Source organism: Halalkalibacterium halodurans (assembly GCF_004376175.1).
GTDB lineage: Bacteria > Bacillota > Bacilli > Bacillales > Bacillaceae_D > Halalkalibacterium > Halalkalibacterium halodurans.
The window spans coordinates 12,270-37,460 of the sequence record NZ_SNUY01000032.1; the positions used below are offsets into that span (position 1 = coordinate 12,270).

The window sequence follows — 25,191 nt, forward strand, 5'->3', positions numbered from 1 at the left end:
ACCTACTCCTCCTTTACTTCTTCCATAAAGCGCACCCTCGGCGTTTGATCAAAAGCTGGTAGGGTTATCTCGTCTCTTATCTCAAACTCAAGCTGTAACCCTTCAATCTCAGCTAACTCGACAGCGGCGGACACGACCATTTGATTATGAAGTCGCTCCACATCATCACTTAAAACTTTTACTTCGATCGGCAATGGTGGGAGTCTCCGCGTATTCACTTGCGTCGTACCATTCACCTCATAAAAAGTAGAGGTTGAAATGATCCGTTCCGTTCCAATCGCTATTTCCTTCGCTTGATAGATGTTCAGCTCGTTTAGCAAGGAGCGGAGGAAATCTGGTGAGACATTCTGGCTTGTTGAACCTACATAGGCATCATTTTCGTAAAGTGACTTGATCGTAATTACGAGCCCTTCCCCCGATACCTCAGTAAGCCCGGCACTTTCTCGTAACGTTTCGATCTGCTCCTCAATCACACTATCTATCTCTTGCTGCTCTTCTAAGGATTGTCGATATTGTGAAAGTAAGGATTCCGTATTTTCGATCTCATCGGCCAGTTGCTGTCTCTTTTCTTGCTCCTGCACCAATTCCTGCCGTAATTCTCGAACATCTCGTGTATCACGGACAACCGGCTCCTTTGTCGTTTGAAAAAGAACCGCTAGCATGAAGCCAATCAGCAAGGTAACAATTGTGAATGTCCATTTTCGTTCCATCTTTCTCATCTTCTTTCAGTTAGATAAGGGTCTAGAACAATCGTGCTTTTCTCTTCAACCCTCACCTCGATTGAATCATCTAATAAAAAGTCTTGGACGCCACCTGGAAGCTCAAAGGAACTTTTCATGACTGAAGGATCACCAACCGCTGAAATAGTAAATGGTGCATACGAACGATTACCATCCACTGTAATGACAGGACCTACACATTGAATGTACGATTGATGTGACAAACGGTAGCCATTAATCGCAACCGCCTCCGCCCCTGCCACAAGCAAAACATCGACTACCTTTTGAACATGGTGCTCATGAACAATATAGTTGTTAGGGTCCCCTTCTTCAGGAATGTATGAGCTGTCATCAAGGGTGATCTCGATCCCCTGTCCTTGGACAGGAACAGCTCCAGTAATTTTACGAAGCTTTTCCACGTCTTCTATTAAATTGGCCGTACGAATTTCTGAGCGTTCAGTGGCAGAAGCGATCTCTTCTTCAAGCTCCCGCACTTCTGATTGCAAATTGCGCAAATCTTCCTGCAACGATCGATTGATTGTTTGCTCTAACAGAATACGATTGCGAAGCTCGTCCTCATACCGCCATTGACTCGTATTTCGCTCGCCTTGGTTCGCTAATTGCTCACTGGCTAACTCATAGCTCAAAGCAAGAATAAAGCCCGTAACGAGGAAGACTAGCGACAGGAGTACATGTTTACTTCTAACTTTCCACTTCAACCTCCTGATCCTCCTCTTCCTCTGGAATGTTAAACGACTCAAAATATGGACTCATTCTCATGTGTAAAATCCCTTCAGCATCCGGGTCGAGCTCTTTCACAACCACTGGATAAGGAGCCATATATTCCGCGAATTGACGAATCGTGGACTGAACGATAAGGCCGTCGTTCATATACAGGGTGATACGTAATGGATCTCCATCATTGGGCGTATGATAAATTTCCGATATTCGTTGCACCACTCGATCCGGCATCTCATTTAGCTCGGCTGCTAACTCTTTCACAAGTGAGAGCTGATCCCAATTGACTAAAATAGGAGCATCTGCCGGAACTTTATATTTCGGCAGTTCGGATAAAAATGAACCTGACTCTAAAATCGGGAAATATTGATCCTCTTGAAACAAGTATGCAACTCGTTCGTACTCCTTCACTTCAAGAACGACCGTATTAGGGAGTACTCTATGCCACTCTATTGCTTCTACTTCCTCAAGCGATTCCACATTTGCCTTTAATTGCTCATCAGAGATGCTCCAAATGCTTGTCTCATTTGAAAGTTTACTTGCTTCAATGATCGCGTCATCATCAACAAATTGATTCCCTTCAACTTTAATGCTACGGATGTGACTTAGCGGAGACTGAAAATAAATCACAAGGAGGAGCAAGAGAAAGAAGAACGATAGGAAGAAGATGAGCCTGCGATTCGCTCGCTGTTTTCTTTGTTCTTTTAACGATGGAATTCGTTCATGAATCGTAACAACTTTCTCATCTCCCATAACCGTCCCCCCATCTGACGTTATACTTTAATAATCGGCATATTTGCCTGCAACTTTTATCCTTGAAGCTTAAATCAAACCCATGTGAACGTTTTTTACCGTTCTCCGATCAGTTCGACTTCTGTTTCCATGTTAATTTGGTATTGCTTTTGAATGGTATCTTTTACGTGATGAATGAGTGCGAGCACATCAGCTGCCTTGGCATCTCCAGTGTTTACGATAAAATTAGCGTGCATCGTCGAAATTTGCGCTCCTCCAATTTGGTATCCTTTTAAGCCAGCTTTTTCAATCAACTGTCCTGCATATTCAGGAAGAGGGTTACGAAACACGCTCCCACACGTTGGATGATTCCACGGCTGGGTGTCACGGCGATAGTCTTTGTTTTTTTGGAGCTTCTTTTTAATGTCTTCCTTGTCGCCTCGTGTTAGTGAAAAAATGGCTTCTACACATATTCCGTCATTTTTTTGTAATAACGATGTGCGATATGAAAAGGCCATCTCTTCGTTCGTTAACCAGCGGAGTGTCCCGTCTGGGAACAACACATGCGCCTTCGTCAAAATTTGTGATATGTCTGAGCCATGGGCTCCTGCATTCATAAAAACGGCACCGCCGACAGACCCAGGGATGCCCGCAGCAAATTCGAGACCTGCCAAGCCTTGCCGACTGATCACCGTTGCCAGTTTGACCACTGGATATCCTGCTCCGACCGTGATTGATTCACCGTTTACTTCCAAATGATCAAGGCCTTTATCTAGTTTGACCGTCACCCCACGCAACCCTTTATCCGATACTAGAATATTTGAACCACGACCAATCACCCGCCATTTACATCCTGTCTCTTGAATGAGCTTCATCGTTTTTTTAAGACCTTCTATGTCGTTTGGAATGACAAAAACATCGGCAGGTCCACCAATTTTCCACGTCGTATGATGAGCCAGAGATTCATTCACCCGTACTTCTCCTACTTGAAGGGCACGTAAGCTTTCCACTAGTTGTTCCATCTATTCAAACCCCTTTTCTCTTCAAAACATATACGCCTTACATAAAATGAAATGTAGTAGTCTGAGGTGATTTACTTCGCTACCTCTTTCACAAGCATATGTAACTTTTCAGCAGATGTAGGCACCCCTAGTGCTTTGGCTGCTTGTTTCATCGCATCAAGTCGACCTGGCGTCACCATGATGTCATCGATATCTTGCAGTAAGCGATCCCCCGTAAGTTCAGATTCCTTTCGCAAGATTGCGGCATCCTTTTTGCTTAACGCTGCAGCATTTTTTTCTTGGTGATTGTTCGTTACATAAGGGCTCGGAATGAGAATGCTCGGCAGTCCTAGCGCCGTAATTTCCGCTAGTGTCGTTGCTCCTGCCCGGGCAACAATTAAGTCGACCGCAGAAAGAACGTCTGGCATGTTGTGAATGAACGGTTGAACGATGACGTTTTCTGGTTGGCCTATACTCTTCATCTGTTCCTGTACACGCTCATAGTGGACCGTACCTGTGACATAAACAAACTGATAAGGTTTCGCCTTCACGTCGCTCAAGATTGACATAAACGCATCATTTATTGGACGAGCCCCTCGGCTCCCGCCAACAATCAGCACCGTTTTTTTATTCGGTTTAATGCCAAGAGACCTTAGCCCTTCCTCGCGGTTGCCGCTCATCACTTCAGAAGCACGGGGATTGCCTGTAAAGACAACCTTGTTTTTCGGAAAAAACGCTTCGGCCTCCTTGAAACAAATCGCAATCCGATCCACATAGCGGCTCAAAAATTTATTTGTTAAACCTGGTACACTATTCTGTTCATGAATCACCGTAGGTATCTTGAGCTTTGCCGCTGCGTAAACAACAGGACCACATACGTACCCGCCCGTACCAATGACAACGTCTGGCTTAAATTCATTTAACAACGCCTTGGCTCGCTTTGTTCCACGCAAAAAGCGAACGACGGTTTTCACGTTTTCCATGGAGAGCTTACGCTGGAATCCAGTGATATGAATCGTTTGAAAAGGAATTCCTTCCCTTGGGACGATCTCGCTTTCAAGTCCCCGCTCTGTTCCAATATATAAAACATCGAGACGTTCGTCCCTTTTTTTTATCTCATTGATAAACGCGAGGGCTGGATAAATATGTCCTCCTGTTCCCCCACCACTAACAACGATTTTCATGTTCAAAGACACCTTCTCTCTTTTTCCATTTTATCATGATTTAGGCTAGGTTTATACCTGTATCGCACAAAGGCTAGTGTAAAAATGTGAAATACTCAAAAATTATTTCAAAGCGTGATCCACTCATAAAAAAAAGGTCGAATGGGCAACCAGACGACCTCTAACTCGGTTTACGTTCGCGTATAACGCGAGACGTTAAGCAACACGCCGAGAGAGACGAGCATGAGTGTTAAACTTGATCCACCATAGCTCAAAAGTGGAAGGGTGATTCCTGTCACTGGCATGAGTCCTGTCACGACGCCAATGTTAATCATCACTTGGATGGCCACCATCGCGACGATCCCTGTGGCAAGAAAGCTCCCAAACAAATCTGGAGCCCCTAAGGCGATTCGTATGCCACGCCATAAGACGATCCCAAATAGAGCAATCACAAAACAGCCACCGAGAAAGCCTAACTCCTCCGATAATATCGCAAAAATAAAGTCGGTTTGTGGCTCGGGCAAGTAATAGTACTTTTGCCGACTTTCCCCTAGACCAAGACCGAGGAGTCCTCCTGGACCGATCGCATAAAGGGATTGAATAATTTGAAATCCGCTCCCAAGGGGGTCTGACCATGGATCAAGAAAAGAGGTGATGCGCTTAATCCGGTATGGAGCCGAAATGATCAATGCTGCAAAACCAGCCATTCCGACAATGCCGAGCATGACGAAATGTAAAATCCTCGCACCGGCAACAAAAATCATCACCACACACGTACCGACCATGACCGCGCCTGTTCCTAAATCAGGCTGGAGCATGATCATGCCAAAAGCAAGCATAACAAGGGATAACGAAGGGAGCAACCCTTTTTTAAACGATGTGATTAATTTTTGATTTTCAGCCAAAAACTTAGCCAAAAAAACAATCATCGCCATTTTCATAAATTCTGAAGGCTGGATGGAGAACGCTCCTACACCGAGCCAGCTTCGTGCTCCACCGCGAACGAGACCAACCCCTGGAATGAGAACAATAATGAGCAAAACGAAGCAAACAATCACCATCAGTTTTGCCCATACGCGCCACGTCCAATATTCAACCCTCATCATAAAGAGCATGGCGATAAAACCAACACTCGCAAAAAAAAGCTGTCGCTTCGCAAAGAAAAACCCATCGTCAAATCGGTAGGTAGCCCAAGCCTCACTCGCGCTGTAAACCATAATTAAGCCTATAATAAGTAAGGCTACCGTTGCGACAACGAGAAGGTAGTCTGGTGCTGCTTTTTGTCTTGGCAATCGGAACACCTCATTTACTGAGTTTCGTTCGTACGGGACAAAGCCCCTCTACCAAACTGTATGCGCCAGACAAACCGAACATGTCCTTTATTATCCTATTCTTGTAATCCCTCGATCGAAGTCACAAACGCCTCACCGCGCTCTTCAAACGTACGGTATTGATCCCAGCTCGCACATGCAGGCGATAAAAGGATGACATCCCCATTCGCAGATACGTCTAATGCCTTACGTACTGCATCTTCTACCCGCTCAGCCTCCACGATCGTCTCAACGCCAGCTTCCATAGCTGCTTGTGCTAATTTATGCTTTGTTTCTCCAAAAAGCACGACCGCTTTCACCTTTTGTAGTGCTGGAATTAAGTCATCAAATGAGTTTCCTCGATCCAACCCGCCTGCTAGCAATACAATAGGGTCAGTAAAGGATTGAATCGCCGCTGTAGTGGAGAGAATGTTTGTCGCTTTCGAATCGTTATACCATTTCCTCTCAAAAGCTGTCCCAACAAATTGCAGGCGGTGTTCCACACCAGAAAACGTGGACAATACATGATGAATTTGTTCCTTTGTCGCACCCATGAGCAAGGCAGCCGACATAGCAGCTAATACGTTGTCCACATTGTGGTCTCCTGGCAATACGACATCGCCTTTTTCCACAATCTTTTCCCCTCTAAACATATAGGTTTCCCCATCAACATAGGCTCCGCTTTTGACGACGGTGGACCGTGAAAAAGGAATAGGTGTTGCCTTTGTTTCAGCGGCAACCTTGGAGACTAGCGGATCATCTGCGTTGTAGACAAAGTAGTCTTCCTCTTTCATGTTTTCAACAATTTTCTTTTTGGCCGCCACATAGTTTTCTTTCGAGCCGTGATAATCGAGATGGGCGTCAAAAATATTTAAGAGGATCGCCACTTTAGGACGGAAATGGCTCGTCCCCATCAATTGGAAGCTGGACACTTCCATGACGATCACATCATCCGCCGTTGCTTCCCTAGCTACATCGGAAGCCACGACCCCAATGTTTCCTGCTACTTTCGGCTCTCGGGCACTTCCCTTCAGCATCTCCACAACTAAGGACGTCGTCGTCGTCTTCCCATTAGACCCTGTAATTGCGATGATCTCAGCTTCACTCACCTTAGATGCGAGCTCGACCTCGGTCACGACGGAGATCCCCCGTTTGATCGCTTCCTCAACAATCGGATTATCATAGCGAATCCCTGGGTTTTTTACGACTAATTCTTTTCCATCAAGAAGAGAGGTTGGGTGTTCTCCACATACGACGTGAATCCCTTCCTTTTGCAGCTTTTGCGCTTGAGGGTTATCCGCCAACGGTTTTTGGTCATTTACGGTGACAATCGCGCCTAAATCATGGAGGAGACGGGCCGCGGCCTCTCCGCTTTTTGCCAAACCTAATACTAAAATATGTTTTTGATGAAATTGTTCTGTATGTTTCATGTTATCCACACCTCTAAATAGATCGCGAGCATAGCAAATAGGAGACCGACCGTCCAAAACGTAACGACGACGCGCCATTCAGACCAACCTGAAAGCTCATAGTGATGGTGGAGCGGGCTCATTTTAAAAATCCGCTTTCCTCTCGTCTTAAAAGAAATGACTTGAATGATGACGGAAAGTGTTTCAATGACAAATACCCCGCCAATAATGATTAACAAGATTTCCTGCTTCGCCATAATCGCAATGGCCGCAATGGCACCCCCAAGTGCGAGGGAACCTGTATCTCCCATAAACACTTTAGCCGGGTGGGAGTTGAACACAAGAAAGCCGAGTACGGCGCCAACAACAGCGGCAGAGAAGATCGCCACTTCAAAATAGTTAGTGGCCCAAGCAATGATCGCAAATGCACCGAATGCGATCGCACCAGTCCCTGCTACTAATCCATCAAGGCCATCTGTTAAATTGACCGCATTGGATGCACCAACAAGCATGACGATCACGAGAGGTAAATAAAACCACCCGAAATCAATCGAAAGGGACGTCGCTGGAATCGTCACCTCTGTAGAGAGACCCATGTTTCTTAGGCCTAAATAAAACAGGACAGCGACAACCAGTTGTCCGATCAATTTTTGCTTAGATGTAAGCCCTAAGTTTCTTTTCATGACCACTTTAATAAAGTCATCAATAAATCCGAGAACACCGAAGCCGATTGTCACTAATAGTAAAAGCAAGACGTCCATTGATAAAGATAGAAATTGAAACGAGACGAACAAGGATGACACGAGGATGGATAGAAGGATCATTAAACCCCCCATCGTCGGCGTCCCGCTCTTTTTTTGATGTGATTTTGGTCCTTCTTCACGAATGCTTTGCCCAAACTTAAGCCTGCGTAAAAACGGGATAAAGATAGGTGACAAAATGACCGTAATCACAAAGGACAGAATAAGGGTTAAAAGTAAGACACGTTCTAGCATCATTTGGTTATCCCTCCTCCCGTTTCAATTTATCTACAATCGATTCCAATTCCAATCCCCGAGAGGCTTTGAATAAAACGACTGTTTTTCCATCTAATAAACCTTCAATATAGTCCGTCGCTTCCTCTTTCTCAACAAACGAAACGAAAGGAATATTGCTCCCTCTTCGCTTCATCTCATCCGCTATCCACTGACCTTTTTCCCCAACAAGGACCGCGGTCGTTATCGGCTCTGTTATTTCATCGGCAACCGAGCGATGCAATGCTTCTTCATCTATTCCTAGCTCGTAAATATCTCCTAAAACAGCAACCTTCTTTTCATAGTTCGGATATGCCTTTAACGTCTTGATCGCTGCTTTCATTGAAGTCGGACTAGCATTATAGGCGTCATTTAAAAGAAGGGCTCCCTTTTGACCTTCGACCTTTTCAAGCCGCATCTTTGAAATTGCTACACTCTCTAATGATCTAGCGACTTGCTCCGGTGAAAGTCCGAGGTGTAGTGCTACGCTGACAGCGTATGCTGCATTCTTAACATTATGCTCACCAATCAGTTTGATGTCATAAGAATGATCATCAATGGTGAACGAATAGCCATCTTCACGAGCTTCTAGATCGTGAATCACGATTTTATTTTCCGAAGAGAATCCAACCGTTTGCACGCCTTCTTTCACATAAGGAGAAAGCAACGGTTCATCACCGTCGAGAAATAGGACACCTGTTGGCTTTAAGCCGAGGGCAATTTCCATTTTTGCTTTTGCAATGTTCTCGCGGCTCCCTAGCTGTTCAAGGTGAGATTCTCCTATGTTCGTTACGACAGCAATATCCGGGGTTGCTAGTTTACTTAACAGTTCAATTTCCCCTAACCCGCTCATCCCCATTTCTAAAATGAGTGTTTGACAATTAGCTGGCATGGAAAGCACCGTTAACGGCAGCCCGATATGATTATTGTAATTCCCTTGCGTTTTATAAATAGAGCCTAACGGAGCAAGAGTCGCATAGAGTAAGTCTTTCACTGTCGTTTTCCCATTGCTTCCCGTTACGGCTACAACTGTTGGTTCTGTTTGCCGCAAATAAGCTTTCGCCATCGCTTGTAGCGCAAATAGGGTATCATTTACGAACAAAAGGCGATCCTCATTTTTTAATGACTCAGGTACCGGAACAGAAGTAGCCCAAAGTGAAGCTTGTGCTCCCTTAGATAGCGCTTGTTCCACATAATCATGACCATCAAATCTCTCACCGATAAGCGGAACAAAAAGGTTCCCTTCTTGAATCGTGCGTGTGTCGGTCGATACCCCGGTAAACGAGAGTGGAGCAGATGGGTTGTTTTTCGTAATGATCCCTTTTAAAAGCTGTGTTGATATACTCATGTCCATCGCTCCTTAATCGCTTGTTGAGCTACGATCCGATCGTCGAAATCAATCGTTCGATCACGGAACTGCTGATACGATTCATGTCCTTTTCCTGCAATCACGATAATATCGTCTTCTTTCGCCAATTCAATCGCTTTAAAGATCGCTTCTTTTCGGTCTTCAATCATAAGATAGGAATCACCTTTGGCCCCCTGCTCCATATCACGCAAAATATCCATCGGCTCTTCACTGCGAGGATTATCTGATGTGAAAATCGCTTGATCCGCAAAGGTTGTGGCAATTTCCGCCATGACCGGACGCTTGGTCTTATCTCTGTCGCCACCGCAGCCTACAACGACCCGCACGTCTCCTTTCGCCAATTCGCCAACCGTCTTCAGTACATTTTCGAGACTATCAGGCGTATGAGCATAGTCGACAATGACCGTAAAAGGTTGATCATGCTTCACCGTTTCGAATCGTCCCGCTACTCCTTTGACTTCCTCTAAACTCTTCTTTATCTCCTGTAATGGAACACCGCTCACATAAGCGGCGGCAGCGGCTGCTAAAACATTGTATACACTAAATTTTCCGATTAGATGAATCGATATCTCCATGCGCTCGTCGAAAGCAGCAAGCTCAAATGTCGTTCCAGTGGAGGTAATTCGAACATTTTCCGCCTGGAAATCGGCTTCGTTCTCAATACCATAAGTAACGACTTGAGCGATCGTCATCTCAGCGAAATCAGCAGAGGCTGGATCGTCCGCGTTTAAGACAGCTACTTTTCCTCGGTACGTATTGCCGAGTTGGGCAAAGAGTAACCCCTTGGCAAATTTATACCGCTCCATCGTTCCATGGTAGTCTAAGTGATCAGGGGTTAAATTGGAGAAGACGGCCACATCAAAATCACAGCCACGCACTCGTCCCGATTGAAGGGCATGGGAGGAAACTTCCATCATCGCCGTCGTCACTCCAGACTTTTTCATGTCAGCAAATGTTCGTTGCAACACGAGGGACTCTGGTGTTGTGTTTTTCGTCTCCCTGAGCTCATGACCGATTTTCGTGTACATCGTTCCTATGAGCCCTGTCATCTTCCCTTGATCCTGCATTATTTTTTCAATCAAATGGGTAATCGTAGTTTTACCATTCGTTCCTGTAACACCGATGAGCTGCAGATCATTTGTCGGTTCACCGTAAAACTTTGTCGCCACTTGAGCCATCGCTCGACGTGAATCTCTGACGACAACAACAGGAACGGAAAGTTCAAGCGGTCTCTCACTAACGACCGCAACTGCTCCGTTGCTTACTGCTTGCTGGGCGTAATCATGACCATCAACCGTATACCCTTTGATGCAGAAAAACAGCCCACCTTCTACAACTTCACGTGAATCCATATGTATTGAATGAATGTCTGGATTTCCCTCATGTATCATTTTATATCCATACAAGGAATCCAGTAAGGAAACTAATTTTACCATACATCATTACCTCACAATATTGGCTTTTATTTAAACTTAAAAATGAGCGCCACATCAATCTTACGTATCCACCCATCTATTGTAAAGACCTAATTTTATGTAAACTGAAATGTCGTCAAGGAAAATTGTCGCTCAGCATCAAATTCATCCGCAGGAGCCAGCCCTTTTTATTTGGCTGAAGTAAATAAACGCATGTACGTTCTCGTGAAAAAATAGAAGGAGAAGAGAAAGCGGCTATCCGTCATTCTCTCCTTTTCCCTTCTTTGTTAAAACGTATCTCTTTTATTTTAATCTGTAGGCTCTGTGTCGTCATCCATGTAAAGCCGTATCGTCGATCCAACCGCCACTTTCGTCCCTGGCTCTGGTGCTTGAGCGACGACAACATCCCCTTTACCATCTGCATCAATTTTAAGTTCATAATACGATTCATGAAGGTCTCTCTTCGTTCGGCCGACCAAATCAGGAACTTCGACTAAAGGTTCGTCGTTCCATTTCGGCTCTTTTTCAATCTGATTTTCTCGCTTTTCAATACCAAGTGCTTGCAAACTATCGCCAATAATCTTTCCAACAATTGGCGCAGCGACAACACCACCGAACTGGACCGTATCTTTCGGGTTATCGATTGCAACGTATACAACAATTTGCGGGTCATCTGCTGGAGCGAACCCGATAAACGAGACAATATGATTGTTCTCTAAGTATCGTCCATCTTTCGCTTTCTGTGCCGTACCGGTTTTCCCTCCCACTCGATATCCGTCCACAAACGCACCTTGTCCCGTTCCACGTGCAACAACACTTTCTAATGCATAGCGAACTTCTTTTGACGTCTCTTCTGAGATAATTTGTCGCCTCATTTTCGGGGCACTTGACTCGACGACTTCTCCTGTATATGGATCAACCCAGTCCTTTGCTACGTAAGGTTCGTACAAATAACCGCCGTTCACTGCCGCAGAGACAGCTGCTACTTGCTGTATGGGCGTAACCGACACCCCTTGACCGAAGGCTGTCGTTGCTTGCTCGAGGGGGCCAATCCGATCCCGGTTAAAAATAATTCCTTTCGCTTCACCTTGTAGGTCAATGCCCGTTTTCTGACCAAAGCCAAACGCTTCAATGTAATCAAACAGCCGATCCTTTCCAAGACGTTCCCCTAGAACGACAAAGCCTGGGTTGCATGAATTCTCTACGACTTCTAAAAAGGTTTGGCTCCCGTGGCCTCCTTTTTTCCAGCATCGGAGACGGTGTCCTGCCACCTCAATAAACCCTGGATCATGGAACCTATCGTTCGTAAGGTCGACCTCGTTTTCTTCGAGCGCAGCCGCAAGTGTAATAATTTTAAAAGTAGAGCCTGGCTCATATTGCATCCAAATCGGCTTGTTTTGGTTGTATACTTCAGGGGGAACCTCTCGGAAGTTTTCAGGGTTATAATGTGGCCGACTGCTCATCCCTAAAATTTCTCCAGTATTGGGGTTCATCGCAATTGCGATCGCGCCATCAGGGGAATAGGTAGCTTCAGCAATATCCAGCTCTCGTTCAATAATCGTTTGAACCCTGCTGTCAATCGTCAATCGTAAATTTAAGCCGTTGATAGGAGCAGTATATTCGTCAGCCAAATTAGGTAACCGTTGGCCTTTGGCGTCGGAAAAAAAGGAAACATGTCCTTTCTCTCCCTTTAGCTGCTCATCATAATAAAGCTCCAATCCCGTGAGTCCTTGGTTATCAATACCAGCAAACCCAAGAACGTGGGACAAATAGCTTCCAAACGGGTAATGACGCTTGCTGTCTTCGGCAATGTAAACACCAGGAAGCCTGAGCTTCCGTACCTCATTGGCCTTGTCTTTTGAGATTTTACGTCCTTCTGGATTCAACCGAACGATTGACTCTCTTTTTGTAATTAATTCATACGCTTTTTGCCTGTCCATTTGCAAAACATTGGCTAACTTCTCAGCCGTCTCCGTTGGATCTTTCACTTGACGAGGAACGACGAGAATGGATGGTGCACTAACATTTGTCGCCAAGACAACGTCGTTTCGATCGGTGATCTCTCCTCGTTTCGCTTCAAATGGCACATCCCTACTCCATGAGTCTTGTGCTTGACCTGTTAACCAATCACCCAAGGCAAATTGAACGTACCCGAGTCGTAGCATAATAATAAGAAAGGCTGCTAATCCAACCAAAAGAACGAAGATGAGACGTCTTCGGACAGTGACATTTGACACTCGCACAGCAAGTACCTCCCCGGTTCAATTCTGCGAAAGCCCGCTTTCCTTTCCTACCATCCTAGGAACATTTTGATAGCGGAATTGAAGAGGGCCGATCAATCAACCATCGACCCCCTCCAAGAAGTAGGCTTGTTTCAACTTATTCGAATAGGGAGTTGTTTATGCGAATCGTTATACGCTTTTCTTACTCTTCGTCTTCTTCTTTCTCGCCAGTCTTTGTTTCTTGACGGGTTGGCGAAGCTAGCTCAACGACCATATAGTCTCCAGGTGTAATTGTATCTCCTTCTTCAATGCTTTGACCGACGACAAATCCTTGACCAAAAAGGTTCACATTCACATCAAGGACATTCGCAACTTTCAACACATCACGTAGCGACCATCCGATCATGGACGGAAGAGTGTACGATTCACTTTCTGTTCGAAGAATGACTCGCTCCCCTTCTAGCAGTGTATGTCCTGAATACGGTTGCTGTCCTTCCACTGTGTCTCCTTCACCTAAAACGTATACTTTCATTCCTGCTTGTTCAAGCTCTTCCCGTGCCGATCGTGCTGATTCACCTATAAAGTCGGCTAGCTCATAACCTTCTTCTTCCTCATCCTTTAGCTCCTCTACTGAAGGAGAAATGTTCAAGTATTGGAGGCTGTGGTTCATAATCGTATTAAAGATTTTCGCCACTGGCTCCGATCCTACTTGGTTCGTGTTTAGCGACGGACGATCAACGGCCACATAGACGATCACACTCGGATCATCTTTTGGCGCCACCCCAATAAAAGAAAAGATATTCTGTCCATGACCATTTAAATAACCAGGACCGTCTGGATTTCTTACTTGGGCTGTTCCTGTCTTTCCAGCCACATCGAATCCTTCTAAATAAAATGGACGACCCGTTCCTGATGACGAGGTAACGACCGTTTCCAAAATGTCTCGTACTTCCTTTGCCGTTTCTTTAGAAATGGGCTCTCCTACCACTTCCGGTTCCTTCTCTGCAATGACCTTTCCTGTTTCAGAGTCTACAATTCGATCAACGACATAAGGCTTCATCATCTTCCCATCGTTTGCAATCGCCGTCATGGCCTGAATTTGTTGAATCGGCGTCACAGCTGTCCCTTGTCCAAATGCTGTGGATGCCGCATCCCGTAGCGACCCTTTCGCATAGACGCTCGCTGCTTCATTCGGTAGATCAATACCTGTTGGTTCACCGAAACCAAATTCATCTAAGTATTCGTAAAGTTTTTCAGGACCCAGCTTCTCCAAGGCAATTTTTGAAAACCCAACATTTGATGAGCGCTGCATCGCTTCTAGGTATGAAATCGTCCCCCACCCGCGCCCTTGGTTATGGTCGCGAATCGGCGGGTTCGTATCATTTCTAATCGTATACGTACCAGATTGATACTGTTCATTAACGTTTAGTACCCCTTCCTCTAAAGCTGCCGCTAGGGTAAACACCTTCATCGTAGAACCAGGTTCATATCGATCTGATACAGCGTAGTTCATGTAGTTTGTAATTTGCTCATATTCATTCGGATTAAAGGTTGGCCGATTGCTCATCGCTAAAATTTGACCTGTTTTCGGGTCAGCGACGATCGCAATGATTCGCTCAGGTTTATATTCTTCCTCCACCTGTGTCATGACTTGATCTAATGCCGTCTGAATATTGGAATCTAAAGTCAAGTAGACATCATTTCCTGTTTTTGCCGGTTCAATTTGCTCACTCGGGCGCGGGAGAGGAATTCCTTGGCCGTCCTTCTTAAACCGAATCTCTCCATCCTCTCCACGAAGATATTCATCCAGGCTTCGCTCAAGACCCATACGTGATTCCCCCATGTCTCGGTCTGTGTAACCGATGAGGTGGGAAGCATATGTATGCTTCGGATAATATCGTCTCGGTTCTTCTGTGAAATAAATGCCTGGCAGATCTAAATCGGCAATCTTATCTCGCTGCTCTTGTGTTAAGTTCCTTGCCCCAGCACCTAGCTCGACTTGGTAGACATCCCGTGTAAGCAATTCTAATAAGCGCTCTTCTGACATATTGATATGTTCTGCCAACAATTGAGCGGTCCGCTCCGGATCTTCTACTGCCGGTTGGTGAGAATTATCAAGAACGGCATATACAGAATAAGACGTGACTTCTTCTGCCAGAGCATCGCCATTTCGATCCCTAATCGTGCCTCTTTTCCCATGAAGAACCTCAGAACTTGTCCACCTTGCCTCTGCAATTGCTTGAAGAGAGTAGCCTTTTACTTCTTTTTCGATTTGTAAATATAAGAACCTTGCAATTAAAACAGAGAATACGACGATAAACAAGACTAGCATGAGCACTGCACGTTTATTCGTCGCTGCTCGTTTAATGTCCATACTACATGCACCTCCGCCAGACACGTTCGTTACTACGCGAAAAAACTAGTTCCTCGGGAGAACTAGTTTTGAACGACCTTCACATTCTCATCCTCTAATTTCATTCCAAGGCTTTTCGCAATTTTCAGGATACGTTCCGGACTGCTCAGTTCAACAACTTGCAATGAAAGACCATCATTAATTTGCTCTTGAGCTGCAACCGTCTGTTCAAGTTCATGAATCTCTCGATTGACAGAGTACATGGTGGCATAATTATGTACCGAAAAACCGATGAACAGTAAAAACGCGACCGTTAGCATTCCTAGTAACATTTTTTCCCCTTTTGTAATTTTCCCTCTTTGCCTTCTCGGCCTTGGCGCAGGTTGTTGCGGAGCTTGTCCCGGTTGTCGGCGGACATGTTCAATCGATCTTGCTACGTTTTGCATAGTTCAACCTCCCCTTTTTTCTTTATGTTGTTTAGTAGGTGTCCTGTCTATTGTTTCTCAGCGATTCGTAACTTCGCTGATCGTGCTCGATTGTTCAGTTCAATTTCTTCGGCAGTCGGAACGATCGGCTTTTTCGTAATAAGCTTCAATGTTGCTTTGTACTCCTCAGGAATGACAGGCAAACCAGGAGGAACATCCGGTCCCTTACTAGCCTCGCGAAACATTTCTTTGCAAATACGATCCTCTAATGAATGAAATGTAATGACACAAATCCTGCCCTTTGGAGCCGTCAGGTCAATGGCTGCTTCCAACGCCTCTTCAAATGCTCCAAGTTCATCATTTACTGCAATTCGAATCGCCTGGAAAGTTCGTTTAGCCGGATGCCCCCCCGTCCGTCTAGCAGGCGCAGGAATGGCCTCCTTAATAATGTCAACTAATTCACCTGTCGTTCGAATCGGCTTTTTTTCCCTAGATTGCTCTATTTTCCGAGCAATCTGTTTGGCAAACCGCTCCTCACCATAACGGGAAATGATCTTCATTAACTCAATGAAATCCCATTGATTCACAACCTCATAAGCAGATAATGACTGTGAGCGATTCATTCTCATATCCAGTGGAGCATCTCGATGATAACTAAATCCTCTTTCATCCTCATCAAGTTGAGGGGAGGAAACACCGAGATCGAAAAGAACCCCGTCGACGTGGTGAACACCAAGTTCCTCTAATTTTTCTCTCATATAACGAAAATTACTTTCGATTAACGTGAATGAACCACGATAAGGGCTAAGCGTTTCTTTTGCATGCGAAAGAGCATATTGGTCTTGATCGAACGCATATAAATGGCCGCCTCCCGTTAATTGTTTAACAATTTCCTGAGAGTGCCCTGCCCCACCTAGTGTGCAGTCCACATAGATGCCATCAGGCTTAATATTTAACCCTATAACAGATTCGTTTTTTAATACGGTAACATGTTCGAACATGATTCGAGCTCCTTTTACGTCCCGACCGTTTACAAATCAAAATCAACGATGTTTTCAGCAATCTCACTAAATGATTCTTCGGACTCTGCAAAGTACTCTTCCCAAAGCTCTTTGCTCCAAATCTCCACTCGGTTAGAAACACCGATGACGACACATTCTTTTTTCAACTGGGCAAATTCACGCAATGGGGAGGCAATATTTACTCTTCCCTGTTTGTCTAGTTCACATTCCGTAGCCCCCGAGAAAAAGAAACGGGTAAAAGCACGGGCGTCTTTTTTCGTAAATGGGAGGTTTTTAAGTGATTCTTCGAGCTTTTTCCATTCCACTTGAGGGTACACAAACAAGCAACGGTCCAGCCCACGGGTTACAACGAATGTCTCGCCTAATTCATCACGAAACTTCGCAGGGATAATCATCCGTCCTTTTTCATCCACATTGTGGCGATATTCCCCCATGAACATGAGACTCCAGCTCCCCCCACTTTCTACCTTTAATCTACCACATCCCCCCACTTTTCACCACTATTATTTTTGATTCTTTTCCTAACAAAAAAATCCTGCACAAATGGCAGGATTTTTTCTTCCCTTTCTTTCGACAGGGATCTTAGACGAATATTTACAGTTTTACGAGGTAATGGACGCCCATTTTGTTGATATTCATGGAAATGAGCCTAGGGATGAAGTCATCACCTACGATATTTAACAATTGGATCACATGATCATGACGTTCTTGTAATAAACCATTAGGTTTGAGCCACCTTTCTGCTTCATCAAACTTAGATAGCTCATGTTCAAATCGTTCCCGAACGTGCCGCTTCATTCGGCGCTCCATAAACCGAAGTTGACTCTCAATAATAGACCAGTTTTTATTCGCTAATTTACCAGGTGTTTCTCCGATCTGTTCCGCTAGGTCTTTTATAGGTTTATGACTATGGCGGATTTGAGTAATCGCTTCCTCCACCACTTGATCAATCGGCCACGGGGTTTGTTCTTCTAGCCATCCTTCTTTCTCCTTTTCTAATCCGTGTGCGATCGCTTTTTCATATGAATACTGTTTTTCAGCAAACCATTTTTGTACAGCAGACGGCACGCATGTTGCCGAAATGCGGGGGACAACTGGAGACATCTTCATCCCACATTCATGAAACACTCGTTTCAACGTTGCCCAATACGAAATTTCTCCAGGGCCTGCCACAAAGGCAAGGACAGGGAACAACGCATCTTGCATGACCGGCCTTGTGACAACATTGTTGCTAAAGCGCTCGGGGTGAAGGGTTAGGTGCTCAAGCAACTCTTCTCTAGAGAACGTTTGATTTTTTCCATTGAGTTCATAATTTTCTCCAGTATAATCGATACGGTAGCGAATCCCTTCCTCGACATAAAACAAATGAGCATTTGTTTCTTCGGTTATGATCGGTCTTCCATAACCAGCTTGTTCAAGCTTTTTCACTTGATGAGCAAAGGATCCTTGGACGTTTTTCGTTTTTTGGATCAGCATGTGAAAACAGGATTTCTCCAAGGTCCGAAAAGACGGGTCCCCTGAGTCAAAAACGACAAGCCCTTCGTCTCTAAACAAATAGAGAAGGAGCTCGGCAAAAAAATCCGTGTATGTATTCGATCTGCCAGCTAACGTTTTGACACGCTCATACAACGGGAGCGTATGCTCTGTTTCTGGTAAGGAGCGAAATACAGTTGCTAACCATTTGGCGAGTGTCTCTTTGTTTAAGCCTGCTTCACTTGCGATCCGCTTCCGTTTTTCCTCAATTCTGTGTAACCGCCATCTCCCGTTTTTTTCAATGGGAACAGCGTTGATTTCATCAAGATCATGATCCTCTCCAGCGATCCAAAACACCGGAACCACTGGGACGCCTAATGCTCGCTCTTGTTCCCTTGCAAGCAAAACAATGGTCACAGCTTTATAAATCGTATAAAGGGGGCCTGTTAACAGGCCGGCCTGTTGGCCACCGATGACGACAACGGAGCGGGGATCTTTCAACTTTTCTACTTGCTGAGCAGCTTTATCATGAAAAACAAATCGTTTTTGATACGACAGAAGTGCTTTAGATAATGCATCGCGGTCGTAGGGTTGCCCCTGTAAGTCACTAAGGCGTTGCTGAAAAACAGTCGGTTGATGAATGTTATAATCAAAAAAGGATAACATGTCGTTCTGATTATTCAAATAATCTTTAGCAGCTTTAGATGAAGGGAGAAGCTTTAATTCCTCAACAATCATAATTTACAGACGTCCTTTCTCGCCAGGATACGCCTTGAATTATAGCAAAATTCATTCTTCACACAAACTATTACGCTTAGTAGAATTTCATAATGTTCACCACAAGGCCGACTCCACTTAAAAGAAAGTAAAGAATAAAGAAGAACAGAAAGTTCAATCGCCAAATTCCTCTCGCTAACTTTCTAATGTATATATCCTCTGCGACCTTATAATGCATGTATGTAAAAAACATTGCGATCAGAAAGAACACGGCAAGAATGATCCAAATAGACATATTTGTCCACATCGACTTTAGAATAAAATAGACACCTAACATAAACAGTAGTGTAGAGAAATCAGATGCCAGCCGAACAGATCGACGCTTGTTCTTCGTCCATTTTACAACAACAATATAAACCAAATACCATCCGATGAAGGGCACTGTAATCACAGTAGCCACGAGCCAAACGAGCGCATTTGTCAACCCATCCTCACCTTCCTTCCCTCTTCATCCATTCCCATCACCGCATGATAGACAAACGATGTGTTAGGGATTTCAATTCCTTTCTTAGCTGCTTCCTTTATAAGATATCCTGTAATACTCTCAATTTCAGTTCTTCTATGATGAGTCAAATCCATGTACATGGAGGACAGGTTATTTGCTGTTTTATCACAAATGGCCCGCGTATAAGCAAGGTGTTCGTCTACTTCCCTTTCCCTCCCTAATGTTACACACGCTTCCTTCACAAGCTCTTTCAACAATAACGAAAATAGCTGATTTTCAATAAGCGCCCCATTTTTGACTCGAAATAACCCAGTTAAAGGATTTATTGCTGCATTGGCAATCAGTTTTCTTTCCATTTTATCTCGCCAATTTGTTACTTTCTGAGCCTTAAGTCCCACGTTATGCAAACAAGCCCACATCGGGTCGAAATTCTTGCTATCTCCTACCATATCACCGATCCATATCGTTCCGTCTCCCGTATGCTGTACCCTCACATCGCTCTCTCGTTTCGCACCAATTTCGACAATTCCGCAGCAAATAGCTCGAGCAGGTATTTGGCGCAAGATTTCTAAATGGGTCATACCGTTTTGAAAAAAAACAAGACCGTCCCACTTCTTCCTCTGGAGTTGTGGTAACAGTGCTTTAACTGCAAAGCTTTTTACCGTGATAAACCCTACCTCTGCCTCTTCTGCAGAGAAAGAAGACAAAGGAGTTGCTGTCACGGAAATAGGCTGATGTTCTCCTGATTTTGCAACGAATGTTAACCCTTCTTTATTTAAATGATCAGCTTGTTCCGGGCGATTCGTTACGAGGAGAGCTGGCCAATTTGCAAGCTTTAGATAGGCATATAGCAAGAGACCTATCGAACCAGAACCAATGACCGCTACTCTCGGCTTCTCCATATGTATCATCCTTTTTTCCTATTTGGTCAAGATTTTACCATACGAACAAGAATTGGACTAGTTGATTTAGTTGTGAGAATAGTAAAACTTTTTTTATTGCAACGAAAATTGTTAATTGAACTGAGCTTTTATAGTAAAATAGAATTGTAATCCTTTACAGATGTTTAACATCCATCTTTTTGAACGTACACATGGAGAGAAGTTATGTCAAAGGAGGAATAAGTCATGCAACAAATTGAAGTTAAGCGCTTACTTGTCAATTACAAAACACTTGAAGAGTTCCGAAACTTTCGTGAGTTCGGCGCTGCTGAACTTTCGATGAAGGATGATCTCGAAGCGAATATTATTGAAAACGATAGCGAATCTCCGTTTTATGGGATTTACTTTGGTGGTAAGCTCGTTGCACGCATGAGCCTTTATCGAATCGACGGCAAGTATGACCGTTATTTTGAACCACCTCAAGATTATTTAGAGCTATGGAAGCTAGAAGTGCTTGAGCCATACCGGGGGAAAGGATTTGGCCGCGCCCTTGTTGATTTCGCGAAAAGCTTCAATTTACCTGTGAAAACAAATGCCAGACAACGCTCAAACGAATTTTGGACGAAAATGGGCTTTGAGCCTGTCACATACCAAACGGATCGAGACCGTGGAGAAAGTCCATACGTTTGGTATCCAGAAGGAGTAAAAGAACAACTCTCTGAAGACGAAGGATCTGCGGAAACCCTTGAAAATTAAAAGAAAAGCGAACGGGAGCAACGCCCGCTCGCTTTTTATTTTTCCATTGCCTGTTCGTTCTCTTGACCGACAAGGGAAAGCTTCCGGGCTCGATCCATAATGGAAATTAACGTCTGGTAGTCTTCAGCGATCGTCATTTTCTCTTGACGCATCTTCTTTATTTCCTTTTCAAGCCTTGCGTTCTCTTTTCGTAACGTTTCATTTTCATCGAGAAGCTGTTGCTTTTCTTTCTGAAGTCGTTGATCTTGCCCAAGTAGAGTTTGCTGGTTTTTCAAAAAGGCGATCACTTTCTCCATCGTGATGGAACCGCCGTTCTCGTCTACTTGAGAGGAAACTTGTTGCTCCTCTACTACTTCCACTTGATTCTGCTGTCGTTTTTGAGGTTTCGCTTCAACCTCCATCGCCACCTCTACTGTTTCGACAGGCTCTGATACTTCCTTCTTCACTTGCTTCGAATGCTTTCGCTGCTTTTTCGCAAGAGCGATAGCAGCCTCATACTTTTTTCGAATGGCTGAATTCCAACGAAAGCCGCATGCTGCAGCTGTTCGGGACAACCGCTCCCCCACTTCCTCAAAAGCGGCTAACTGCGTACTACCTTCTCGAATATGCCGGAGTACAACTTCCGCTAGTATAAGGTCTTCATCATTTGTCCATGCATCTTGACGATTAGCTGACAATGGCAATCCCTCCTCTTATTTTTCAGCTTCTTCTAATACTTATGCCCTTACTAGAAAAGATAGACTTTCTTCTAGTAGAAGATTATGTCCTTAAAAACCATAAGCTATTCATGATCAGATAAAGATTAGAAGAGGAGGGATGAAAAAGACTAGTAATCCATTATCAAGAAATCGTTACATCCTCAAAAAAGCATCGACTGCTTCATGGTGGGCATCGCGCTCCCACAACTGTGCGCACTTTGCTACTTCCCGCTCGATTCGCCATATCAGCTCTTTCCTAGAGATTCTGTCAAGGTGACGCTCCTTATAAGCTATAAGCACCTCCTGGTCGAGTACTGTGTATAGACCAAGCCATTCTTTCACTCCTTCACGAAAAGGGATCTTTTGGATAACCTTTTGGATAAATCCAAGATTTTCTCCTACGTCAGACGAGTACACCTTCCCAGTCATTGTCATTTCAAGACTTACATGAGGCTGAACCCGCGTCATTAAAAATGAGGTGCCCCCCCATCCGGTCGTAATCCCTAACGTTCCTTGAATAAATCCAAATTTGCTGTGAGGTGCAGCCAAGCGAATGTCACAGGCCGCTGCAATTTCACATCCCCCACCGACTGCAGCCCCGTTCAATGCTGCCACTGTTAACTTTGGACAATAATAAACATCTAGAAGGATCTTCGCCATTTTTGCTAGCATCGCCTTTGCTTCCGATTCCGTTTTCAATTTGTGAAAAGAGGAAAGATCCCCACCCGCACAAAATGCTTTTTCCCCTGCACCTGTCACAATGATCACCTTACTTTGATCACCTTTTGCTTGTGCCAAAGCCTCGGCAAACTGATCCATCGTCTCTTCATCTATCGCATTTCGCTTTTCTGGTCGATTAAATTGAATCCATGTCACATCATGATCTTGTATGTATAACACTTTGCTCATCTTATTCCCTCCTTATGACAAGTTCAACACTCAAGCCGACTTCCCTTTATAAAATTACTGAATAAGCAAAAAACCCGCCTTTCTTCAGGCGAGTTTTTTACCAGAATTTCTTCCATTATTTACTTAAAACATCTTGGCCTTTATAAGAGCCACACTCTTTACATACGCGGTGAGCAAGTTTCATTTCACCACATTCTGGGCATTTAACCATACCAGGTACAGCTAACTTGTAGTGAGTACGACGCTTTCTTTTACGTGTTTTTGACGTTCTTCTGAAAGGTACTGCCATCATTCCCACCTCCTTACCGGACTTAAAAACAACATGTATGAAATGAAAGGGGATGAGGTAGCCTCATTCCTTCTTCATCCCTACTGCTTATCAAAAAACTTTGCCAAATCTGCGAGCCGCGGGTCCACTTTTTTCTCCTGTGCCTCTGGCTCTGTGATCAGCTCCCACCCTTTTCCTTGAGGAGGGGCCTCACCTTGCTCGCCATCTTCAGCAAAAACTTGCATCGGCATCTCAAGGAGAATATGTTCCTCGACAAACGGTAGTAGGTCTACCGTTTCTCCCTCAATTAAATGAATGTCTTCATCGCTTGCTGCGACATAATCAGATTCAGTAAATTGCTCTTCCACTGTTAAATCAAATGGGAACTCCACATCTGCAAGGGTTCGAGAGCATGGCAAGATCAACGTTCCTGTAATATGTAACGGGAAACGAACGACGTTACCTGTAAAGATTGCTTCACCACGAACCTGAACAGGGGAGACTGAACGAATTTCTTCGTTTACTTCCTTTAGACGATCAAGGTTTACCGTCTCATCAAAAGAAAATTGACGATGCTTCGCCGCGCGAAGCTGTTGCATGTTCCATTTCAACATGTGATCACCTCAAGGCAACAAGAGTAATTATAGTCTTACCTATTTTGTTTGTCAACCTTTTTTCTTTACACTGACTTGTCTATAATGAAAAAGACATCATTGGACAAACGTGATAATTGAAAGTCATTGTAGCACTTTCCTCCCACTGTCGTAAAGGGGGATGCAACAAAATAAAATTGTCAAAAAGGAGGCGCCTATGAAAGCCGTCGGTGTCGTTGTCGAATACAACCCATTTCATAACGGTCATTTGCATCATTTGACGGAAGCCCGCAAACAGGCAAAGGCCGATGTTGTCATTGCGGTTATGAGCGGATATTTTTTACAGCGCGGAGAACCTGCTATTTTGCCGAAATGGGAACGCACCTCCCTTGCGCTACAAGGTGGTGCTGATCTTGTCGTGGAGCTCCCATATGCCTTTTCCACACAAAAGGCCGAATGGTTTGCCACAGGTGCTGTTTCCATTTTAGCAGCGCTTGAGGCAGACGCTCTTTGCTTCGGCAGTGAAGAAGGAACGATCGAACCGTTTCACCGACTCTACCACTTTATGGCCAAGCATCGTGCGGCATGGGATCGAATGATCAAAGAAGAGCTAGATAAAGGAATGAGCTATCCAACTGCCACAAGCCTAGCGTTCAAGCGACTTGAAGGATCTGCTGAACATTTGGATTTAAGCCGACCAAACAACATTCTTGGCTTCCATTATGTGAAAGCGATCTACGACTTACATACTTCCATTAAAGCCATGACCATCCCAAGAATCAAAGCAGGCTACCATGACGATTCACTTAACGAAAGCTCCATCGCTAGTGCAACGAGCATTCGAAAATCGCTTAAAACAAAAGAGGGATGGCAGATGGTTGATCGAGTGGTCCCTTCGTATACGACAGAGATGCTGAAATCGTTTGAAAAAGAAACAACCTTCCTCCCATCCTGGGAGCGACTATTTCCTTTGTTAAAGTATCGGTTGCTCACCGCCACACCTGAACAGCTACATGCTATTTATGAAGGAGAAGAAGGCCTTGAATACCGAGCGCTTAAAACGATTGTCTCGGCTACTTCTTTTCACGACTGGATGACAAAGATGAAAACAAAACGTTACACGTGGACAAGAATCCAGCGGTATGCTACCCACCTTTTTACAAATACAACAAAAGAAGAGATTCACTCGGTTTTACCTCGAGGGACAGAGTCTCTCCCGTACATTCGTTTGCTCGGCATGACGTCTCGTGGGCAAATGTATTTAAACGGGAAAAAAAAGCAGCTGACGACCCCCGTCATTACACGACCTGCAAAAGTTGACGACAGGATGATGAACCTAGATTTGCGCGCGGCATTTAGTTATTATGCCTCGTTTCCACCAAGCTTACAACAAAAACGTCTAAAAGAGGAGTTCCATCGCACGCCGATTCGAATCGATCACAAGCCTGAACCAAAAAAAGAAGCGTAGTCGATCCCTTCAGAAATCTCATCATCTCAACT

At 44.5% G+C, this 25,191-nt stretch carries 24 protein-coding genes; 2 read left to right on the forward strand and 22 right to left on the reverse strand.

Annotation, left to right across the window (positions count from 1 at the left end; genetic code table 11):
• Positions 1 to 2: 2 nt before the first annotated feature.
• The 18 genes from E2L07_RS11545 to E2L07_RS11630 form a co-directional block, all read right to left on the reverse strand.
• The gene (locus tag E2L07_RS11545) at positions 3 to 710 is read right to left on the reverse strand and encodes a DUF881 domain-containing protein (protein WP_010898712.1); all 708 of its coding nucleotides are present in this window, start codon (positions 708 to 710) and stop codon (positions 3 to 5) included.
• 5 nt (positions 711 to 715) lie between these two features.
• Positions 716 to 1,438: a DUF881 domain-containing protein gene (locus E2L07_RS11550; RefSeq protein ID WP_010898713.1), complete on the reverse strand. Its 723-nt coding sequence runs from the start codon at positions 1,436 to 1,438 to the stop codon at positions 716 to 718.
• A complete protein-coding gene (locus E2L07_RS11555) occupies positions 1,422 to 2,210 on the reverse strand; it encodes a cell division protein FtsQ/DivIB (protein ID WP_053430907.1) in 789 nt (262 codons plus the stop codon). The genes E2L07_RS11550 and E2L07_RS11555 overlap by 17 nt, the downstream gene beginning before the upstream one ends.
• Positions 2,211 to 2,305: 95 nt before the next feature.
• Entirely contained in the window at positions 2,306 to 3,211 is a 906-nt protein-coding gene (gene murB / locus E2L07_RS11560; RefSeq protein ID WP_134229630.1) for a UDP-N-acetylmuramate dehydrogenase, read from the reverse strand.
• 71 nt (positions 3,212 to 3,282) lie between these two features.
• Positions 3,283 to 4,374, reverse strand: coding sequence for an undecaprenyldiphospho-muramoylpentapeptide beta-N-acetylglucosaminyltransferase (gene murG, locus E2L07_RS11565; RefSeq protein WP_053430905.1), 1,092 nt, complete (start codon positions 4,372 to 4,374; stop codon positions 3,283 to 3,285).
• Between the two features lie 170 nt (positions 4,375 to 4,544).
• A complete protein-coding gene (spoVE, locus tag E2L07_RS11570) occupies positions 4,545 to 5,645 on the reverse strand; it encodes a stage V sporulation protein E (RefSeq protein ID WP_010898717.1) in 1,101 nt (366 codons plus the stop codon).
• Positions 5,646 to 5,740: 95 nt separating this feature from the next.
• Positions 5,741 to 7,093 (reverse strand): UDP-N-acetylmuramoyl-L-alanine--D-glutamate ligase, encoded by a 1,353-nt coding sequence (murD, locus tag E2L07_RS11575; RefSeq protein ID WP_134229631.1) that lies wholly within the window; start codon positions 7,091 to 7,093, stop codon positions 5,741 to 5,743.
• Positions 7,090 to 8,067: a phospho-N-acetylmuramoyl-pentapeptide-transferase gene (gene mraY / locus E2L07_RS11580; RefSeq protein ID WP_053431954.1), complete on the reverse strand. Its 978-nt coding sequence runs from the start codon at positions 8,065 to 8,067 to the stop codon at positions 7,090 to 7,092. Before mraY ends, murD begins: the two co-directional genes overlap by 4 nt.
• A gap of 7 nt (positions 8,068 to 8,074) precedes the next feature.
• The gene (locus E2L07_RS11585; protein WP_053430903.1) at positions 8,075 to 9,433 is read right to left on the reverse strand and encodes a UDP-N-acetylmuramoyl-tripeptide--D-alanyl-D-alanine ligase; all 1,359 of its coding nucleotides are present in this window, start codon (positions 9,431 to 9,433) and stop codon (positions 8,075 to 8,077) included.
• Entirely contained in the window at positions 9,430 to 10,890 is a 1,461-nt protein-coding gene (locus E2L07_RS11590; RefSeq protein ID WP_134229632.1) for a UDP-N-acetylmuramoyl-L-alanyl-D-glutamate--2,6-diaminopimelate ligase, read from the reverse strand. The genes E2L07_RS11585 and E2L07_RS11590 overlap by 4 nt, the downstream gene beginning before the upstream one ends.
• 287 nt (positions 10,891 to 11,177) lie before the next feature.
• Complete coding sequence (locus E2L07_RS11595; RefSeq protein ID WP_134229633.1) at positions 11,178 to 13,112, reverse strand: stage V sporulation protein D; 1,935 nt, start codon at positions 13,110 to 13,112, stop codon at positions 11,178 to 11,180.
• A gap of 181 nt (positions 13,113 to 13,293) precedes the next feature.
• The gene (locus E2L07_RS11600) at positions 13,294 to 15,465 is read right to left on the reverse strand and encodes a penicillin-binding protein (protein ID WP_053430900.1); all 2,172 of its coding nucleotides are present in this window, start codon (positions 15,463 to 15,465) and stop codon (positions 13,294 to 13,296) included.
• A 62-nt stretch (positions 15,466 to 15,527) separates the two neighbouring features.
• The gene (ftsL, locus tag E2L07_RS11605; RefSeq protein WP_010898725.1) at positions 15,528 to 15,890 is read right to left on the reverse strand and encodes a cell division protein FtsL; all 363 of its coding nucleotides are present in this window, start codon (positions 15,888 to 15,890) and stop codon (positions 15,528 to 15,530) included.
• Positions 15,891 to 15,937: 47 nt separating this feature from the next.
• Positions 15,938 to 16,870, reverse strand: coding sequence for a 16S rRNA (cytosine(1402)-N(4))-methyltransferase RsmH (rsmH, locus tag E2L07_RS11610; RefSeq protein ID WP_010898726.1), 933 nt, complete (start codon positions 16,868 to 16,870; stop codon positions 15,938 to 15,940).
• Between the two features lie 29 nt (positions 16,871 to 16,899).
• Positions 16,900 to 17,331: a division/cell wall cluster transcriptional repressor MraZ gene (gene mraZ / locus E2L07_RS11615; protein ID WP_053430899.1), complete on the reverse strand. Its 432-nt coding sequence runs from the start codon at positions 17,329 to 17,331 to the stop codon at positions 16,900 to 16,902.
• 154 nt (positions 17,332 to 17,485) lie between these two features.
• Positions 17,486 to 19,102 (reverse strand): bacillithiol biosynthesis cysteine-adding enzyme BshC, encoded by a 1,617-nt coding sequence (gene bshC, locus E2L07_RS11620; protein ID WP_053430898.1) that lies wholly within the window; start codon positions 19,100 to 19,102, stop codon positions 17,486 to 17,488.
• Positions 19,103 to 19,178: 76 nt separating this feature from the next.
• Positions 19,179 to 19,565 carry a DUF3397 domain-containing protein gene (locus E2L07_RS11625; RefSeq protein WP_053430897.1) on the reverse strand — a complete coding sequence of 129 codons (387 nt, stop codon included), beginning with the start codon at positions 19,563 to 19,565 and terminating at the stop codon, positions 19,179 to 19,181.
• Complete coding sequence (locus E2L07_RS11630) at positions 19,562 to 20,488, reverse strand: 2-dehydropantoate 2-reductase (protein WP_166740065.1); 927 nt, start codon at positions 20,486 to 20,488, stop codon at positions 19,562 to 19,564. The genes E2L07_RS11625 and E2L07_RS11630 overlap by 4 nt, the downstream gene beginning before the upstream one ends.
• Positions 20,489 to 20,713: 225 nt before the next feature.
• On the opposite strand from E2L07_RS11630, the gene E2L07_RS11635 reads away from it, so the two are divergent.
• Complete coding sequence (locus tag E2L07_RS11635; RefSeq protein ID WP_134229635.1) at positions 20,714 to 21,223, forward strand: N-acetyltransferase; 510 nt, start codon at positions 20,714 to 20,716, stop codon at positions 21,221 to 21,223.
• Between the two features lie 35 nt (positions 21,224 to 21,258).
• Here the strand turns inward: E2L07_RS11635 and E2L07_RS11640 are convergent, their stop codons facing one another.
• From E2L07_RS11640 to E2L07_RS11655, 4 genes are all read right to left on the reverse strand, one after another.
• Entirely contained in the window at positions 21,259 to 21,900 is a 642-nt protein-coding gene (locus E2L07_RS11640) for an RsfA family transcriptional regulator (protein WP_010898732.1), read from the reverse strand.
• A gap of 174 nt (positions 21,901 to 22,074) precedes the next feature.
• Positions 22,075 to 22,830: an enoyl-CoA hydratase/isomerase family protein gene (locus E2L07_RS11645; RefSeq protein WP_010898733.1), complete on the reverse strand. Its 756-nt coding sequence runs from the start codon at positions 22,828 to 22,830 to the stop codon at positions 22,075 to 22,077.
• Positions 22,831 to 22,945: 115 nt separating this feature from the next.
• Complete coding sequence (gene rpmF, locus E2L07_RS11650) at positions 22,946 to 23,119, reverse strand: 50S ribosomal protein L32 (RefSeq protein WP_010898734.1); 174 nt, start codon at positions 23,117 to 23,119, stop codon at positions 22,946 to 22,948.
• Positions 23,120 to 23,199: 80 nt separating this feature from the next.
• The gene (locus E2L07_RS11655; RefSeq protein WP_134229638.1) at positions 23,200 to 23,709 is read right to left on the reverse strand and encodes a YceD family protein; all 510 of its coding nucleotides are present in this window, start codon (positions 23,707 to 23,709) and stop codon (positions 23,200 to 23,202) included.
• 199 nt (positions 23,710 to 23,908) lie between these two features.
• Here E2L07_RS11655 and E2L07_RS11660 point away from each other — a divergent pair, with 199 nt between their 5' ends.
• Complete coding sequence (locus tag E2L07_RS11660; protein WP_134229636.1) at positions 23,909 to 25,159, forward strand: nucleotidyltransferase; 1,251 nt, start codon at positions 23,909 to 23,911, stop codon at positions 25,157 to 25,159.
• Positions 25,160 to 25,191: the final 32 nt, after the last annotated feature.

Bases quoted from the DNA above. Each gene is read 5' to 3' on its own strand.
- E2L07_RS11590 (WP_134229632.1), bottom strand. From the start codon at position 10,890: ATGGTAAAATTAGTTTCCTTACTGGATTCCTTGTATGGATATAAAATG.
- ftsL (WP_010898725.1), bottom strand. From the start codon at position 15,890: ATGCAAAACGTAGCAAGATCGATTGAACATGTCCGCCGACAACCGGGA.
- E2L07_RS11645 (WP_010898733.1), bottom strand. From the start codon at position 22,830: ATGAGCAAAGTGTTATACATACAAGATCATGATGTGACATGGATTCAA.
- mraZ (WP_053430899.1), bottom strand. From the start codon at position 17,331: ATGTTCATGGGGGAATATCGCCACAATGTGGATGAAAAAGGACGGATG.
- E2L07_RS11555 (WP_053430907.1), bottom strand. From the start codon at position 2,210: ATGGGAGATGAGAAAGTTGTTACGATTCATGAACGAATTCCATCGTTA.
- E2L07_RS11660 (WP_134229636.1), top strand. From the start codon at position 23,909: ATGAAAGCCGTCGGTGTCGTTGTCGAATACAACCCATTTCATAACGGT.
- murD (WP_134229631.1), bottom strand. From the start codon at position 7,093: ATGAAACATACAGAACAATTTCATCAAAAACATATTTTAGTATTAGGT.
- E2L07_RS11635 (WP_134229635.1), top strand. From the start codon at position 20,714: ATGCAACAAATTGAAGTTAAGCGCTTACTTGTCAATTACAAAACACTT.
- murB (WP_134229630.1), bottom strand. From the start codon at position 3,211: ATGGAACAACTAGTGGAAAGCTTACGTGCCCTTCAAGTAGGAGAAGTA.
- E2L07_RS11545 (WP_010898712.1), bottom strand. From the start codon at position 710: ATGGAACGAAAATGGACATTCACAATTGTTACCTTGCTGATTGGCTTC.
- bshC (WP_053430898.1), bottom strand. From the start codon at position 19,102: ATGATTGTTGAGGAATTAAAGCTTCTCCCTTCATCTAAAGCTGCTAAA.
- E2L07_RS11630 (WP_166740065.1), bottom strand. From the start codon at position 20,488: ATGGAGAAGCCGAGAGTAGCGGTCATTGGTTCTGGTTCGATAGGTCTC.
- murG (WP_053430905.1), bottom strand. From the start codon at position 4,374: ATGAAAATCGTTGTTAGTGGTGGGGGAACAGGAGGACATATTTATCCA.
- E2L07_RS11600 (WP_053430900.1), bottom strand. From the start codon at position 15,465: ATGGACATTAAACGAGCAGCGACGAATAAACGTGCAGTGCTCATGCTA.
- rpmF (WP_010898734.1), bottom strand. From the start codon at position 23,119: ATGGCAGTACCTTTCAGAAGAACGTCAAAAACACGTAAAAGAAAGCGT.
- E2L07_RS11585 (WP_053430903.1), bottom strand. From the start codon at position 9,433: ATGAGTATATCAACACAGCTTTTAAAAGGGATCATTACGAAAAACAAC.
- mraY (WP_053431954.1), bottom strand. From the start codon at position 8,067: ATGCTAGAACGTGTCTTACTTTTAACCCTTATTCTGTCCTTTGTGATT.
- rsmH (WP_010898726.1), bottom strand. From the start codon at position 16,870: ATGTTCGAACATGTTACCGTATTAAAAAACGAATCTGTTATAGGGTTA.